A 15,685-nucleotide genomic window follows, 5' to 3' on the forward strand; every position below is an offset into this window, starting at 1 on the left:
TTTATTTCAGTTTTACAGCTGAACTGAGTTCAGATGTTGCACCTACACGGTCAGTGATCGTTGCTGTCACTGAAGCCACTTGGGTTGTTGGTTTCCAAGTCAGCGTTGCGATTCCTTGTACATTGGTTGCAGCAACAGCTGAACCTAAATAAAGCTCTGCTTCATTTGAATTGGCCGATGCGTTGCCAAAAAACTCGACCTGATAACGTTGGTTCGGCTGACCTTTGACTCCGACTGCAATTTGTCCTTTGGACAAGGTTAATTTTGGTGCCTGAATATTCTGGTTCGGTTGTGCATTACAGCCTTGCTCATCTGGTTTGTTGCAGGTCTTTTGCAAGTTTGCAGGATCAATCTTGACCCCATGACCACGTGAACCCACAAAATGTGCATGCTCTAAACCTGGAATATCAAAGATAATCGCGCCGACGCGTTGATTCGGTACGCAACTTCCACCCGCCTCACAACGTTTAATGTCTTTGCCGTTATTCCAGATTAAGTTTTTGGTCAGGGTAATGTGTGCATTGGCATCTTTTTCAGAACGGATCGCAATCCCCACCCGATTACCATGTACTTTATTGCTGTCAAAAATGTTGCCGTCACCCGTCAGGTTAAAACCATTGGAGTTATTGGTCAGTTCGTTATAGGCAATGTAGTTGCGCTTGCCCCAGTTGATCTGTAAGCCATCTGAGTAATTTTCAAATTTATTGCCCACCACCGCATTGTCATTGCCCCACAGAATCTCAATCCCTTGTGAAGGTTCAGGATTTGCAGCTGTAGAAATAAAATGGTTATTGGCAACTAAGTTAAATGCTGCGCCACGAGTCAGTTCCAGCCCGTCACCATTGTCTTGAAAATAGTTGTTCAATACTTTGTTGTTATTGGTCGTGGTCGCTGTTGGATTGCCCTTGCCATCATCACCCGTCAACATCACCCCTGCACCACCATAGTTATGCATAATACGGTTGTTTTGAATTAGGTTATTGCTGGCACGGTTCATCAAGATACCAATACAGAAATGACGAATTTCCAAGCCTTGGATGGTGACTCCATTGATGTCGCGTAATACGATACCCGGCAAAGTGGTTGTACGGACATTGGTCCCGAATTGTCCTTCGACAGCACCTGGGCAGGCCTCAACCCCGGTGCCTTTAATATAATTTGACCCATCGACCACGATAAATTCACCTGTTTTTGCCCATTGCATCCCAATAATTTTTACAGGTGCTTTGATCTCAGGTAATGGACTGTTGACCTTGATTGCATAAGGCGCTTTCCCCACCGCTTGAATCAGAATCTCACTGGCTTCTGTCGGTTTGCTATTGGCTTGTTCAATCGCCCAACGTAAAGTGCCTTTATCCGTGTCATCTTGATAACGATCGACGATATAAGTTTCTGCTGCTGCCCAACCCGAAACGGCCATAGCGATGGCTAAAGTACTTAAACGTACATAAGTTGTTTTCATGTCTAAAAAAATCCTTTTTAAATTATTGTGTCGGTTGAACCGTTTTTAAAAACTGTTTCAGTTGGGTCACGTCAATCTGACCGGGTGCCGATGCTTCACCAATCATGCCAAAGCTAAAGCTACCGCCCATGTTGGCAGTGGCAATGCGGGAAATCGTGCCGAGTTTACCCATCGACATGGTCAGTAACGGTTTTTTGGACTGTTGACTGACGTTTAAGGTCGCATTCATTAAGGTGAATACATCCTGTTTGTTTTGCGGCATCACTGCAATTTTAAGAATATCGGCGCCTAACTCATCTTGCTTAAGTAAGCGCTGGATGATTTCAGCCTCAGGTGGTGTTTTTTGAAAATCGTGATTGGACATCACAATCAGCACTTTTTTCGCATGCGCCAATTTAACGGTATTCTTCACAATTTGCTGATCACGGAACATTTCCACATCGAGCATGTCCATAAATGGCTGCTGTAAATACGCTTGATAGGTCTTGCCATAATCTGCATCGCTAATTGTTAATTGCCCACCTTCGTTATGAGTACGAATAGTGGCAATCATTGGTTTAGCACCGAGAATCTGTTTTAGCTCTTGGCCCAAGGCAATCACTTGCTTGCTATCATTTGCAAAGTTTAGTAAATCAATCCGAAACTCCGCGAGATCAGCATCTGGATTCGCTGCAATCACTTTTGCCTGAGCAATCGCCTGCTCTCTGTTTTTGGCAGTAATGGGCACAATGGTTTTCACAGGCAGCTTTGCCAGTTCAGCTAACTCAACCTGCTTTTGCTGATGATCTTGCGCTTGGGTCATTTGAACCGTAAATAAAGGGCTGACCAACAGCATTAACGCTGCCAATGTTTTCATATCCATGAATATTTTCCTTAGCCAAAATTATTGTGTTGTTACACTGCGGCGTCTTGCTAAGTTCTCATCCAATTTTCGGATAAGCTTTCAGCTGGACTTACTTTGGTTTCGCCCTGAGAAGCGCTTGAAGCTTCGTAAGGGCAAAAGCATTGTCATCCCGTAAGGTTCACTTCTGATACCACATTCGTAGCATAGCTACTCGTCTTGCGCTCAGACAAAGCGTTGCTTTGTTTATCTTCGCTCAGGTTGCAGATGACATTCCCGAGTAGCTAATTTCTACATACCTTTCTTTAATATATTTAAATATCAAAAAACACAGTTTCATCATCACCCTGAATACGGATGTCAAAGCGATAAACCACTTCACCATCCACCTCACTGCGTTTGGCAATCAGCGTTTGGCGTCGTACTGCCCATTCAATACTGTTTAAAACAGGATCATTGGCATTGGCATCTACTTCATCTTCAAAATAAATACGGGTATGTAAACCAATATTGATACCGCGGGCAAAAACTGCGACAGCAATATGCGGTGCTTGAATTGAACCTTTACGCCCAGCAACAGCGCCCGGTTTTACCGTATTAAAGCGCCAGAAGCCTGTTTCAAAATTGGCTCCTGTACGGCCCCATCCAAGAAAATGTGGATCGGCAGTTTTACCTTGGGTGTCTGCCTGACTTGGATAAACACCATTGGCATCCGCCTGCCAGATTTCCAGCAATACATCTCGTAATGGCAAACCCAACCCATCAAACACTTGACCTTCCAGACGAATCCGTTGACCTTGCGTTTGCTCATTGACTAACTGGTGATTGAAATTATGCTCAAACACTTCGATATTGGCTTGTTGCGGTAGTAAACCAATATGAACATAAGGACCACCCGTTTGTGATGGGGTTTCCTTCAATTCTTGAAAATTCCATGCATTCATTGTTGGTCTCCCTTAAGTCAAATCATTTTCAAAATAAGTCGCACGACGACCACGAAGATGAATATCAAAGCGGTAGCAACGGCTATCTGCTTCAATAAAATTGCTTTTATCTTCCAACGCGATCAAGGCACGACGCTGATCTTCAGACGGAATGGTTTTTAAAATCGGGCACGTATCAATCAAGGTATCGCCTTCAAAATAGAATTGCGAAATCAGACGCTGCGCCCAACCATCTGCGATTAAGGAAAAATGAATATGCGCTGGACGCCATTCATTAATTCGGTTACGCCATGGATAAGGACCGGGTTTGATGGTACGGAAAATATAGAAACCATTTTCATCGGTTAAAGTACGACCACAGCCACCAAAGTTAGGGTCCATCGCACCAATAAATTTGTCATTTGGATGACGATAACGACCTGATGCATTGGCCTGCCACACTTCCAATAAGGCATTTTTTACAGGGCGGCCAAACTGATCACGCACATACCCATGCACAATGATACGTTCACCCACAGGTAAACCTTCTTTGGCGTAATTCAAGATCAGGTCATTATCTTTAGGGCCAAAAATACTCGGTGAAAAATGCGGTGAAGTGACTTCAGTCAGGGTTTCATTAATTGAGATCAATGCATTCTTTGGCGAGCGTAATACACTGGTCTTATAACCAGGTGTATATGCTGGCGGATGATCATCGGTATTACGTTGTGGGTATGCACCTAATGTATGCTTTAACATGCCTGTCTCCTTAATCCTGTGGTTGTGCTGCAATGGGCTGCACGTCGATGCCAAGTTCTTTAAAGACTTCTTCGGCCATATGCATCGCTGCATTGGCTGCTGGCAAACCTGCATATAAAGAACTATGTAAAATCAGTTCCTTTAATTCATCTTTAGTAACACCGTTATTGAAGCAAGCACGCAAATGCATTCTGAGTTCGTCTTCTCGACCCAAAGCCAATAAGATGGCGATCGTGACCAAACTACGGGTATGACGCGGCAAGCCTTCACGTGACCAAACTTCGCCCCACGCAAAACGACTAATAAAATTCTGGAAATCCTGATTGAAATCATTCAGGTTCGCTAAAGAGCGGCCGACATGTGTTTCACCCAGCACTTCGGTACGGACTTTCAGTCCTTGTTGATAACGTTGTTCATCATTCATTGACGTTGCTCCTCATCTTGAAAATATGAGCCTTAGGTTGCATCGGTATGAGCAACTAGCGATTTAACAAAAATTGCGATGGCCGCTGCCGTAGCAGGAATCATCAATAAACTGAGAATGGCGGTAAACGACCAGTCATTGCCCAATAACACAGCACCAATCCATGCACCAAACACGGCACCAAAACGACCAATCCCAGTCATCCACGCAATACCAGTTGCACGACATTGGGTTGGATAGAAGCGCGCGCTTAACGCTGGCATAGATGATTGCGCACCGTTAATGGCAATTCCTGCACAGAGCACCAACACAGCCAATAAAGCTGGATTACTCAGGCTTTGCCCAACAGCAACGGCAAATAAACCAGCAATAAAATAAAAGCCCGAAATAATGCGATTTGGATTAAAGCGATCCATTGCCCAACCAATGAACAAGGCACTGAGTACACCACCGAATTGGAATAATCCGCCGATAAACGCAGCGCGCTCCATGGTTGCGCCCGTTTCACGCATCAAGGTTGGTAACCAACTGGTCAGCAAATAAATCACCACCAACCCCATAAAATAGGTCGACCACAATAAAACCGTGCCTTTGGCATATTGTTTGGAGAACAGCATGCCAAACACATTTTTCTTTTCTGCAACAGCAGACTGTTCTTCTGGAATATGAAAATGCTCAGCTATTTGAACTTTTTCAGGTGCAATATGGCTTAAAATTTTGCGGACTTTTGCTGGATCTTGACCTTTAACGATAAGGAAACGATAGGACTCAGGTAATAAGAAAATCACCAACACCATCAGAATTAATGGTGTCCATCCACCCAATAAAAACAGACTATGCCAACCATAAGTCGGAATCAGCCAACTACTAATAAAACCACCTGTAGCCATGCCTAAGTTGTAGCCACAGAACATACAGGTCACCAGTAAAGAACGACTCCGTTGCGGGCAATATTCTGAAAACAAGGTGGTCGCATTCGGCATCGCCGCGCCTAAACCAATGCCGGTTAAAAAGCGTAATATCACCAAACTATTTAGGTCAGGTGCATACGCCGAAGCCAAGGTAAAACCACCAAAAATCAACATGGAAATAGTTAAAACGATTTTTCGTCCAAATCGATCCGCTGTTGGTCCTGAAACCAATGCTCCAATGATCATGCCACCAAGTGCAGCACTCATTACTGGCCCGAGTTGAGAGCGATCAATGCCCCAATCCTGTGCCAAAGCAGGTGCAATAAAACCCATTGCGGCAGTATCGATTCCATCGACAAATACAATGAGAAAACAAATAATTGCGATCATCCATTGATACTTGCTCACAGGTGCCTCATTAATCAGTGCCTGTGCATCCATACTGTTTTTTTGGGCAGCAAATTCCTGTGCCATAGTTGCCTCCTTGTAGGCGAATTCCTTTCTAACCCTTATGGTTATATGTTTTGAATAAACTTGGACAATGTCTGATTGAACACTTGGGGTTGTTCAATATTGGATAGATGCGACGCTGCCAAGATTTCAAGCTGACTGGTTGCAATGAGTTGATGCATAAACTCTGCATCTTGAACCGTTGTGACAGGATCGTATTGCCCTGCAATAATTAACGTCGGAATCTGAATTTGATGCAGTTGATCTCGAACATCTGCATCAGCTAAAGCACGACATGCATTGGCATAACCTTGTGCAGGTGTCATCGCAAGACTTTGAATGGTCTTTTGCGCTAAAACATCATGCGCATAATCAAAATGTTCACTAAACCAACGCGTATGCGTGGTCTTTACAATTTCAGCTAAACCGTTTTGTTCAACGCTATCTGCACGGCTATTCCACGCTTCGGCAGTACCAATTTTTGCAGCTGAATTTGCGACGCTAATACTGTGAAAACGTTCAGCATGATAGATAGCTAAAGCCAATGCGGTAATCCCGCCCATTGAAATGCCACAGAAATGAACTTTTTCAATGGCTAAGGCATCTAGAATATCGACCACATCTTCAGCCAGATTTTGCAATGTACTATTGGCAATGACTGCACTTGCGCCATGCCCACGTGTGTCATAGCTAATAATTTGATAATGATCAGCCAAAGCTGCAACCTGTGCCTGCCACATACCGTGGTCAGTTCCCAAAGAGTTGGAGAACATGATGACTGGCGCATCTTTTAGACCTTGCACTTGAACTGCAAGCGGATGTCCTTGGCGATTAGTGATATGCGTGATCATGTGTTTACTCTCCTTGTGCTGCTTGTAATACGGCATCAATTTGGGCTTGAATATTGCCAAGGTAAGATGCTGGCATGAACAGCTCATCCAATGCCTGATCATTAAAATGTCTGTTGACTTCATCCATCGCTGACAAAATGGTTTTTAAATGCTGCTGTTGAGCAACCGCTTGCTGACAGGCCTGCTCAACCAGATGATGCGCATTCATACGCCCAAGCTTTGGTGCCAACGCCATCATCACCGCTTCAGCCATGATCAAACCTTGTGTACATTCAAGATTGCGTTGCATCGCCTCTGCATTGACTTGCATATGTTCAAGCACATCGCAGCTACGTTCTAAAGCACCCGCACATAACTGGAAAATTTCTGGAATTGCCAACCATTCTGCATGCCATGCACCCAAAGCACGTTCATGTTCTTGCACCATGCTTTGATAGACACTTGCCATTAAGGCAGGTACACGATTGGCTGCGGCAAGAATTGAGGCTGCTGCTACAGGATTTCGCTTATGCGGCATGGTCGATGAACCACCTCGCCCAGCTGCCGTTGGTTCAAAAACTTCAGCGATTTCGGTTTGCATCAGCAATGACCAGTCTTTTGCCATCTTGCCAACATTTCCAACGATCAAAGCAAGCATACTGGCAAGTTCAACCATACGGTCGCGTTCACTATGCCATGTGCATTCAGGTACGGTTAAATTGAGTTGCTCGGCAAAAGCCTGAACGACAGCCGAACCTTGATCTTGTAAAGATGCCAATGAACCTACAGCCCCACCCAGTTGCACAGTGAATACCCGGCTTTTCATTGCATGTAGACGATCGAGATCCCGTTTCAAAGCTGCTGCCCAACGGGCAAATTTATGTCCCAAAGTAATCGGCAAAGCTTGTTGTAACCAAGTCCGTCCAATCATGACTTGATCACGATATTGCTGGGCTTGCTTTAAGGAGATTTGATACGCCTGCTGCAATTGCTTTTCGATCAATGCCAAGGCGTCTCGGCACTGTAGAATTGTTGCTGTATCAATGATGTCCTGACTGGTTGCGCCCCAATGCACATAGCGTGAAGCGTCTTCATCATGCTGTTTCACCAAAGCGGTGAATTGTTTTACTAATGGAATCGCAACATTACCTGCCAGTCCTGCTGCTGTAGCCAACGCATCTATATCGATTTGTGCTACAGCGTTGTGTCCGACCTGTTCAATGATATTTGCGGCAGAATCAGGAATCACTTTGACCTGTGCCTGAGCTTTGGCTAAAGCCACTTCGGCTTGAATCATATAACTCAATAAAGCTTGATCACTAAAAATAGCAGTGACTTCAGGCTGATAAAATAAGCTGGCGTATAACTGGCTCATAGCAGACCTCACTCAACACGTTGAATAATCAAGGCGATCCCTTGACCAACACCAATACACATCGAACACAGGGCGTACTGACCTTTGATCTGTTCAAGCTGATTCAATGCCGTTGTCACCAAACGCGCACCTGAAGCACCCAACGGATGACCCAAAGCAATCGCACCACCATTCGGATTGACGCGTGCATCATCATCACTCAAGCCTAAATCACGGGTCACAGCTAGAGCTTGTGCTGCAAAGGCTTCATTCAGTTCAATCACATTCATCTGATCAAGAGTGAGATTGGCCTGTTTCAGTAATTTCTTAATGGCAGGTGCAGGCGCAAAGCCCATAATCCGTGGTTCAACACCGACTGTGGTTGCCGCAATAATTTTTGCACGTGGTTTTAATTGATATTTTTCCACCGCTTCGTCCGAAGCAATCAACACAGCGGCTGCGCCATCATTAATCCCAGAAGCATTGCCCGCCGTGACCGTCCCCTCGGCTTTGACCACACCCTTAAGTTTAGTCAACGCTTCTAAAGTCGTTGATGCACGTGGATGTTCATCAGTATCCACCACAACGGCATCGCCCTTACGTTGTGGAATACTGACAGGCACGATTTCATTGGCGAAGAAACCTTTGGCTTGTGCCATTGCAGTACGTTGTTGGCTGTTGAGCGCAAACTGATCTTGATCGGCACGGTTAATATTGAATTGTTCCGCCACGTTTTCCGCGGTTTGCGGCATGCTATCCACACCATACATTTCTTTGAGTTTTGGATTGATAAAACGCCAGCCCATGGTGGTGTCTTCAATCTTTTGACTACGGCCAAAGGCGCTGTCAGATTTGCCCATCACATAGGGTGCACGGCTCATGCTTTCAACACCGCCTGCAATAATCAAATCAGCTTCATTGGCTTTAATGGCACGGGCAGCCATGGCAATCGCATCCAGTGATGAACCACATAAACGGTTCACTGTGGTGGCAGGCACTTGATAAGGTAAACCTGCCAATAATGCTGACATACGTCCCACATTGCGGTTGTCTTCACCCGCCTGGTTGGCACAACCATAGATCACATCATCCACTAGCTGCCAATTGACGCTGGGATTACGTTGCATCAAGGCCTGAATCGGAACTGCTCCCAAGTCATCGGCACGTACTGGAGCTAATCCGCCCGCATAACGACCGAATGGGGTACGGATAGCATCGATGATATAAGCGTTTTTCATGTGTTTTTCCTTTAATCCTCCCTTAATCCCTCCTTTAAAAAGGAGGGAGACCTCATTCTATTGTTTAGATGAAGTCCCCCTTAACAAAGGGGGATTTCAATCCTTAAGCTGATGTCGCGTCAATCAATTGAGCACCCGTCAAAGCTTGCAACTCGTCAAAGCTCAGACCATCCACTTTCTCAATCACTTTTAAACCGTCTGTAGTCACATCAATCACACACAGGTCGGTATAAATACGATCGACACATTTCAAGCCTGTTGCTGGATATGAAAGCGCTTCAACAATCTTGGGCTCACCTTGCTTGGTGTTGTGATCGGTGGTGATAAACACTTTCTTGGCACCTACCGCCAAATCCATGGCACCGCCCACTGCAGGAATGGCATCTGCTGCACCGGTATGCCAGTTGGCCAGATCACCATTGGCTGCCACTTGGAAAGCACCAAGTACTGCAATATCCAAATGCCCACCACGCATCATGGCAAAGGAATCACCATGGTGGAAAAAGCTACCACCAGTGAGCATGGTCACATATTCTTTACCTGCATTGATCAGCTCAGGATCTTCTTCACCTTTGGCAGGCGGTGGACCGAAAGCCAGCAAGCCATTTTCCGAATGCAAAAATACATCTTTATCGGCAGGAAGATAATTGGAAATCTTGGTTGGAAGTCCAATGCCGAGATTGACATAAGCACCATCGGGAATATCTTGCGCCACACGTTCAGCAATCTGGTCACGGCTTAGTTTTTGATAGCTCATTGTTCTGCTCCTGTACCATTGGCTGCATCGACAGCGACTACATGCTGTACAAAAATCCCAGGGGTAATGATATGTTCAGGATCAAGTTGACCGAGTTCGACCAGTTCAGAGACTTGGGCAATGGTGACATCCGCAGCCATCGCCATGATTGGGCCGAAGTTACGTGCAGATTTGTTATAGACCAGATTGCCCCAACGATCACCTTTGTGTGCCTTGATCAGTGCGAAATCTGCTTTGATTGGATACTCAAGTACATAGTCTTTACCCTCGATATGGCGGGTTTCCTTGCCTTCTGCCAAGAGTGTTCCAAAACCAGTTGGGGTGAAGACTGCGCCTAAGCCCATCCCCGCAGCTTGAATACGGCACGCCAGATTACCTTGCGGTACCAGTTCCAGTTCGATCTTGCCCGCACGATAGAGTTCATCGAAGACCCATGAATCAGACTGACGTGGGAAGGAACAGATGATTTTACGTACTGCACCTGTTTTGAGCAGTTTGGCCAAGCCATAATCGCCATTACCGGCATTGTTATTGACGATGACCAGATCCTTGATGCCGAGTTCAATCAATCCATCAATCAGTTCTGCGGGTTGTCCTGCGGTGCCAAAGCCACCAATCATGATGGTTGCGCCATCCTTGATCTGTGACAGTGCCTCAGTTAATGAGGTGTTACTCTTATCAATCATCTGACTACTTCCTGTACGATGCATCACTCGTATTTTCATCCTGAAAACCGATGAAATTAAGTCGAGTGCTTTGTTCGGATTTCTTCTATTTATTCTTGATAAATTTTGCGCTCACTTCTAGGCTTGGAAGTGCATTTTGTTCGATGATTATTTTTTATGTTCGATCATCGAACATTATCCAAGTAAAATAGTCATCTTTCCCGTAGAATGTTTTTATAAAGAAACCGTTTTAGCAAGGATGTCTAAATTATGGAAAATGAACAGGAAAAGAATTCACGTTTGATTCATCATAACGAAAATAAAAAGACCATTCGGCATGAAGACTTTATTGCAGGAATCGCAAAAGGCCTAGCAATTTTGGAATGCTTCGGTCCCGAACGACATCGCTTAAATATGAGTACTGCCGCTGAAAAAACGGGGATGACCCGTGCTGCTGCGCGACGCCATTTACTCACATTAGAATACTTAGGCTATTTAGATTTTGATGGACATTATTATTATTTATCGCCCAAGATTCTTAAATTTTCAGGGGCTTATCTGGATGGTTCCACACTTCCGAAAATATGTCAGCCCTTATTAAATCTTTTAACCAATCAAACCTCATTGATTTACTCGGTGATGGTTTTAGATGGTTATGAAGCGATTACTATTGCCCGTAGTGCAGCTCACCAACAAACCGATCGAGTCAATCCTTATGGCTTACATTTAGGTAATCGACTCCCTGCTCACGCCACCTCTGCTGGCAAAATTCTGCTTGCACATTTAACACCTGAAGAACAAAAACGATGGTTAGAAAAATACCCGTTAAAACGTCTAACCAAATATACCCATACTGAAAGTGATCTATTTTTAGAATTACTACATGAAATCAAAGAACAAGATTGGTGCTACTCTTGTGAAGAACATGAATTGGGAGTACATGCTGTGGCTGTACCTATATATGATGCCAATGCAAGCGTCGTTGCTGCCTTAAATATTGTGTCTCCGACCATGCGCACTACCAAAGATTATTTAATTGCCCATATTTTACCTTTGCTGCAAGAAACGGCTCGTGACTTACGTCAAGTGATTTAATCAGACAAAAAAAAAGCCACATCTGGAAATGTGGCGAAAGGTGTATTGCTGCTACGGTTTATGTCCGTATCTTTAAATTAACCACCCTTGCTTAAATGAACATTAAAGTTTTTAACGATCATTATGTTTTGTGTCTCTGTATGTAAACAGGAACTCAGTTGCTTCCATTTAACTTTGGTACTGCATAATCACCAACTCACATTGACACGTCGATTTGGTGCAAGACAACCAATCAACTGTTGATTGTTCTGACCACCTGAACATTGCTGATATACATCAGTTTTGCTATTGGCCTGTATTTGAATACGATTTCCATCAATACCTTGAGCAATCAATAACTTTGCAACAGTGTTGGCTCGTTGCGAAGACAAACGATAGTTGTAGGCGAACTTACCTAAAGGATCGGTAAAGCCTGCGACAATAATCGGAGTATTTGAACTTTCTGCTTTGATTCTTTGAACAATGTCAGCAATCGAGGTTGTACCCATCTCAATTGCGGTTTCATCAAATCGATCAAAAGCAAAGAATATACTGGCTGTCTGAATGGCGGCTACAGGAGCAACGACAGGTTTCTCAGGTAATTGATTATTCTCTCCCCACGCAATCAAACCTTCACATGCTTCTCCTTTCCACGAAAGTTTTTCTGCAATATAGTGTTTATCAAAATCAACTCTTAGCTGACAACGTTGATATTTTTGTGTTTTTGGAATACGGATATCAAGTACATAATTCCATGTTTTAACAGAAAAAATCCCTTCACTAAATTGTGGATTTCCCAATAAATGACGGATTTGATCTTTGGTTAAACCCGTATCTAAACGTGCAACGCTATCATATTCATAGCGCTTCACTTGCTTTAAATAGCTTTTATCGACATTGGGAAAAGTGACTTCACCCTGCTGAACCTGTTTCATATCATCAGCTCGTGTGTGGATTGAAGAAAATCCTATTACCAAGGCGCTGATCATCAATAATGTATTTTTTCTCATTTCTTGCTCCAAACTTTTATAAATTCATGTTGGGAGAGTCTAGCTCTCCCTTTTTCATTATTTTAATCAAGCACAGTACTCACGCCGACACGCACCAACGCCCCACCTTGACTACCAAGTGCAGCACCACTGGTCAGTGACCAACGACCATTATCTGCTGTTTTTCTTAGGGTTACACCTACAGCATTCTGATTATTATAATAGCCAGCACCAACGGCTAAGGTGACTTTACCAGCTACATATGGGGCCTGTTCCAATGCCGCATTTGCAGCGATACCCGCTGACATTTTTTCTTCTAAATTGTCGATACGACCATTGGTTTCATAGAAGACTTGCTCGATTCGATCACCCAAGTTATTAATTTGATTCCCTATGTTAATGTTAGCTTGATTTAATGCACCCAGTGCGTCTCCAACATTGTTATAAGAACCATTATTTACATTGTAGGTCGGTTCAGTAAATTTGCCATTTTCATACTTCGCACCGCCACCAAGTGAGTTGGTAATGTATTGATTAGAAGTGTTCAATTGGGAACCATTCACCGCTTCTTTTGACGTACTATTCACGGCTCCATCTGCAACATTGCTAATGACTTTATTACCTGCATTAATACCCGCTTTGGTAATCTGAACATCGCCAACCGTTACATTATCCGCTGTCACTTTCTGAGAAGTTACCGTTTTAAAAGTGACATCATCGGTTGTCGCAACTTTAAACTCTTTACCACCTGAACTATTTACAGTTTCTGTCACCGTCATATTTTGACCTGCAACCACGGTAGAGTGTTGTCCCGCTTTTTGGTTGATCGAGCTAATGGCATCATTAATGTTAGTTTCACCTGTTCCACCAATATTGGTAATGGTATTTCCATCGCCCCCAACAAAGGCCCCATCACCCAACATGTCATGTAATTGACTGCCATTCACCGCATCTTTGCTGTTTTTAGCGATGCTACCCTCTGCAACATTGGTGATTTTTTTACTGCCCGCATCAATTCCACTTTGTGTGACACTCGGCCCATCTTTAATGGTTAAACCGTTGTTATTGAGCGTGGTATTGCCAGCTTGAACACTATCCACCTTAATATCTTTTGCCAAATCAACCGTGACATTGTTGCCGTTATTATTTACCTTAATATTTCCATCTTTATTTGCAAAATCTACTGTGTCTGTTGGTTTTACCTGACTGGAGTTCTGCCCATTGGTGGTTAAATTCCAACCTTTACTCACTGTTTGAATCGTGTTGTTGACTGATTTAATCGCATCGTGAATGGTACTTTCACCGGTGTTCCCGATATTATTATTGATAAATGTGCCGGTATTTGGATCATAAGTAGTTGTACCACCAATGATATTTTTCGCGCCATCTCCAACTGCGAACAATTGACTGCCATTCACTGCATCGGTTGAAGTCGCATTCACATCACCTTTGGCCACATTGGTGATCTTTTGATTACCTGCACTGATTCCGTTCTTACTAATACTTGGACTATTTGCGATTGCATTACCACTACCATCCACAAAGCTAAGACCGTTACTATTAATCAATGTACCCGCGGCATTAACACTATTCACCGCCAAGTCTTTAGAGAGTTCAATCGCCAGCTTACCTTGATCCACCTTCGTGGTGATATTGCTGTCAGCGCCAACCACATCCACCGTTTGTCCCAGTTTCTTCTGAACTGAATTACCATCTGCCGCAGTTAAACCAAAGCCACTATCGGTTAAGCCTGTCTGGATTTGTTTCAATTGTTCTTCTGTCGCTGCACGACCTTGAGTGGCAAAGCCTGCACTGCTGATATCTTTATTGCTTAGACCTTCAAGTGTGCCTTTGCCTGCATCTAAAGTCAGGGTATTTGCTGTGTTCTTAACAACCACCTTACCTGCTTCCAGTTGCGTTTGAGTCGTTCCATTCTCAATATTCACACCTGTCTGACTCAACACGGTTTTATTTGTTCCAGTACCCGCAGTGACCGTATCAATATTCAGGTCTTTACTTAAACTAAAATCAATGGTGGTGGTACCTTTGCCATCATTTACCGCAGTTGATTTAAGATTGGTTTCGCCTGTGGCTAAACCGATATCTACCGTATCTGTCGGCTTCACTTGCGTTGCAGCTAAGTTACTGTCTGATTTTACATTCCAGCCCTTATTCGCATTCTGTGCAACATCACTCACCGACTTTAATTGTTCCTCGGTCGCAGCTTGTTTACTGTTATAGGTGGTATTTGGATCCCATGTGGTATTGGTTAAGCCATTGATTCGACCTGTCACACCATTCACCGTAACAGGGTTGCTGCCTGTGCCTGAACCAATCGTGACCAGATTGGCGAGACGAATATCAACATTATTGCCTTGATTGCTGATCACAAGGTTACTGTCCGCATTGGAAATATCCACGGTATCGTCAGGTGCAACATTGCTCTTACTTGCCACATTCTGATTGGTACTTAGATTCCAACCCTTATTGGCAATTTGCTGAATTTCATGCAACTGACTGCCATTCACTGCATCAGTTGAAGTCGCATTCACATCACCTTTAGCCATGTTGGTGATCTTTTGATTGCCTGCACTAATTCCGTTCTTACTGATGCTTGGGCTATTTGCGATTGCATTACCACTACCATCCACAAAGCTAAGACCGTTACTATTGATCAATGTGCCTGCTGCATTGACGCTATTCACCGCCAAGTCTTTTGAGAGTTCAATCGCAAGCTTACCTTGATCCACCTTCGTGGTGATGTTGCTGTCAGCGCCAACCACATCCACCGTTTGTCCTAGTTTCTTCTGGACTGAATTACCATCTGCCGCAGTTAAACCAAAGCCACTATCGGTTAAACCTGTCTGGATTTGTTTCAATTGTTCTTCTGTCGCTGCACGACCTTGAGTGGCAAAGTCCGCACTGCTGATATCTTTATTGCTTAGACCTTCAAGTGTGCCTTTGCCTGCATCTAAAGTCAGGGTATTTGCTGTGTTCTTAACAACCAC

The 15,685-nt window shown here is 44.0% G+C and carries 13 protein-coding genes and 1 pseudogene; 1 reads left to right on the top strand and 13 read right to left on the bottom strand.

The genetic code is table 11. The features are described from left to right. Position 1: 1 nt before the first annotated feature. The 11 genes from F896_RS07655 to F896_RS07605 all read right to left on the bottom strand — a co-directional run bounded on the left by F896_RS07655 (position 2) and on the right by F896_RS07605 (position 10,635). Complete coding sequence (locus tag F896_RS07655; protein WP_016164107.1) at positions 2 to 1,462, bottom strand: right-handed parallel beta-helix repeat-containing protein; 1,461 nt, start codon at positions 1,460 to 1,462, stop codon at positions 2 to 4. A 22-nt stretch (positions 1,463 to 1,484) separates the two neighbouring features. After that, positions 1,485 to 2,324, bottom strand: a complete 840-nt coding sequence (aroD, locus tag F896_RS07650) for a type I 3-dehydroquinate dehydratase (RefSeq protein WP_016164108.1) — start codon at positions 2,322 to 2,324, stop codon at positions 1,485 to 1,487. A gap of 293 nt (positions 2,325 to 2,617) precedes the next feature. After that, positions 2,618 to 3,247, bottom strand: coding sequence for a protocatechuate 3,4-dioxygenase subunit alpha (pcaG, locus tag F896_RS07645; RefSeq protein WP_016164109.1), 630 nt, complete (start codon positions 3,245 to 3,247; stop codon positions 2,618 to 2,620). 12 nt (positions 3,248 to 3,259) lie between these two features. Beyond that, entirely contained in the window at positions 3,260 to 3,985 is a 726-nt protein-coding gene (gene pcaH, locus F896_RS07640) for a protocatechuate 3,4-dioxygenase subunit beta (RefSeq protein ID WP_016164110.1), read from the bottom strand. Positions 3,986 to 3,995: 10 nt separating this feature from the next. Continuing rightward, entirely contained in the window at positions 3,996 to 4,409 is a 414-nt protein-coding gene (gene pcaC / locus F896_RS07635) for a 4-carboxymuconolactone decarboxylase (protein ID WP_016164111.1), read from the bottom strand. Between the two features lie 32 nt (positions 4,410 to 4,441). Further along, positions 4,442 to 5,794, bottom strand: a complete 1,353-nt coding sequence (locus tag F896_RS07630; protein ID WP_016164112.1) for a 4-hydroxybenzoate transporter PcaK — start codon at positions 5,792 to 5,794, stop codon at positions 4,442 to 4,444. A gap of 41 nt (positions 5,795 to 5,835) precedes the next feature. Then, complete coding sequence (pcaD, locus tag F896_RS07625; RefSeq protein ID WP_016164113.1) at positions 5,836 to 6,621, bottom strand: 3-oxoadipate enol-lactonase; 786 nt, start codon at positions 6,619 to 6,621, stop codon at positions 5,836 to 5,838. Positions 6,622 to 6,625: 4 nt separating this feature from the next. Beyond that, positions 6,626 to 7,975, bottom strand: coding sequence for a 3-carboxy-cis,cis-muconate cycloisomerase (locus F896_RS07620; RefSeq protein WP_016164114.1), 1,350 nt, complete (start codon positions 7,973 to 7,975; stop codon positions 6,626 to 6,628). Positions 7,976 to 7,983: 8 nt separating this feature from the next. After that, a complete protein-coding gene (gene pcaF / locus F896_RS07615; protein ID WP_016164115.1) occupies positions 7,984 to 9,192 on the bottom strand; it encodes a 3-oxoadipyl-CoA thiolase in 1,209 nt (402 codons plus the stop codon). Positions 9,193 to 9,295: 103 nt separating this feature from the next. Then, the gene (locus tag F896_RS07610) at positions 9,296 to 9,949 is read right to left on the bottom strand and encodes a 3-oxoacid CoA-transferase subunit B (protein ID WP_016164116.1); all 654 of its coding nucleotides are present in this window, start codon (positions 9,947 to 9,949) and stop codon (positions 9,296 to 9,298) included. After that, the gene (locus F896_RS07605; protein ID WP_016164117.1) at positions 9,946 to 10,635 is read right to left on the bottom strand and encodes a 3-oxoacid CoA-transferase subunit A; all 690 of its coding nucleotides are present in this window, start codon (positions 10,633 to 10,635) and stop codon (positions 9,946 to 9,948) included. Before F896_RS07605 ends, F896_RS07610 begins: the two co-directional genes overlap by 4 nt. A gap of 249 nt (positions 10,636 to 10,884) precedes the next feature. Between F896_RS07605 and pcaU the strand changes: the two genes are divergently transcribed. Beyond that, the gene (gene pcaU / locus F896_RS07600) at positions 10,885 to 11,709 is read left to right on the top strand and encodes an IclR family transcriptional regulator PcaU (RefSeq protein WP_016164118.1); all 825 of its coding nucleotides are present in this window, start codon (positions 10,885 to 10,887) and stop codon (positions 11,707 to 11,709) included. Positions 11,710 to 11,897: 188 nt separating this feature from the next. On the opposite strand, the gene tpgA is transcribed toward pcaU, so the two are convergent. Further along, complete coding sequence (gene tpgA, locus F896_RS07595) at positions 11,898 to 12,698, bottom strand: trimeric autotransporter adhesin/peptidogylcan-associated protein TpgA (protein ID WP_016164119.1); 801 nt, start codon at positions 12,696 to 12,698, stop codon at positions 11,898 to 11,900. A gap of 62 nt (positions 12,699 to 12,760) precedes the next feature. Beyond that, positions 12,761 to 15,634: pseudogene (locus F896_RS21035) on the bottom strand (YadA-like family protein); the annotation flags it as partial. Between the last annotated feature and the right edge of the window lie 51 nt (positions 15,635 to 15,685).

The organism is Acinetobacter genomosp. 15BJ (assembly GCF_000400715.1).
GTDB lineage: Bacteria > Pseudomonadota > Gammaproteobacteria > Pseudomonadales > Moraxellaceae > Acinetobacter.

Excerpts from the sequence above, each read along its gene's own strand:
- F896_RS07655 (WP_016164107.1), bottom strand. The coding sequence starts at position 1,462 with ATGAAAACAACTTATGTACGTTTAAGTACTTTAGCCATCGCTATGGCC.
- aroD (WP_016164108.1), bottom strand. The coding sequence starts at position 2,324 with ATGGATATGAAAACATTGGCAGCGTTAATGCTGTTGGTCAGCCCTTTA.
- pcaG (WP_016164109.1), bottom strand. The coding sequence starts at position 3,247 with ATGAATGCATGGAATTTTCAAGAATTGAAGGAAACCCCATCACAAACG.
- pcaH (WP_016164110.1), bottom strand. The coding sequence starts at position 3,985 with ATGTTAAAGCATACATTAGGTGCATACCCACAACGTAATACCGATGAT.
- pcaC (WP_016164111.1), bottom strand. The coding sequence starts at position 4,409 with ATGAATGATGAACAACGTTATCAACAAGGACTGAAAGTCCGTACCGAA.
- F896_RS07630 (WP_016164112.1), bottom strand. The coding sequence starts at position 5,794 with ATGGCACAGGAATTTGCTGCCCAAAAAAACAGTATGGATGCACAGGCA.
- pcaD (WP_016164113.1), bottom strand. The coding sequence starts at position 6,621 with ATGATCACGCATATCACTAATCGCCAAGGACATCCGCTTGCAGTTCAA.
- F896_RS07620 (WP_016164114.1), bottom strand. The coding sequence starts at position 7,975 with ATGAGCCAGTTATACGCCAGCTTATTTTATCAGCCTGAAGTCACTGCT.
- pcaF (WP_016164115.1), bottom strand. The coding sequence starts at position 9,192 with ATGAAAAACGCTTATATCATCGATGCTATCCGTACCCCATTCGGTCGT.
- F896_RS07610 (WP_016164116.1), bottom strand. The coding sequence starts at position 9,949 with ATGAGCTATCAAAAACTAAGCCGTGACCAGATTGCTGAACGTGTGGCG.
- F896_RS07605 (WP_016164117.1), bottom strand. The coding sequence starts at position 10,635 with ATGATTGATAAGAGTAACACCTCATTAACTGAGGCACTGTCACAGATC.
- pcaU (WP_016164118.1), top strand. The coding sequence starts at position 10,885 with ATGGAAAATGAACAGGAAAAGAATTCACGTTTGATTCATCATAACGAA.
- tpgA (WP_016164119.1), bottom strand. The coding sequence starts at position 12,698 with ATGAGAAAAAATACATTATTGATGATCAGCGCCTTGGTAATAGGATTT.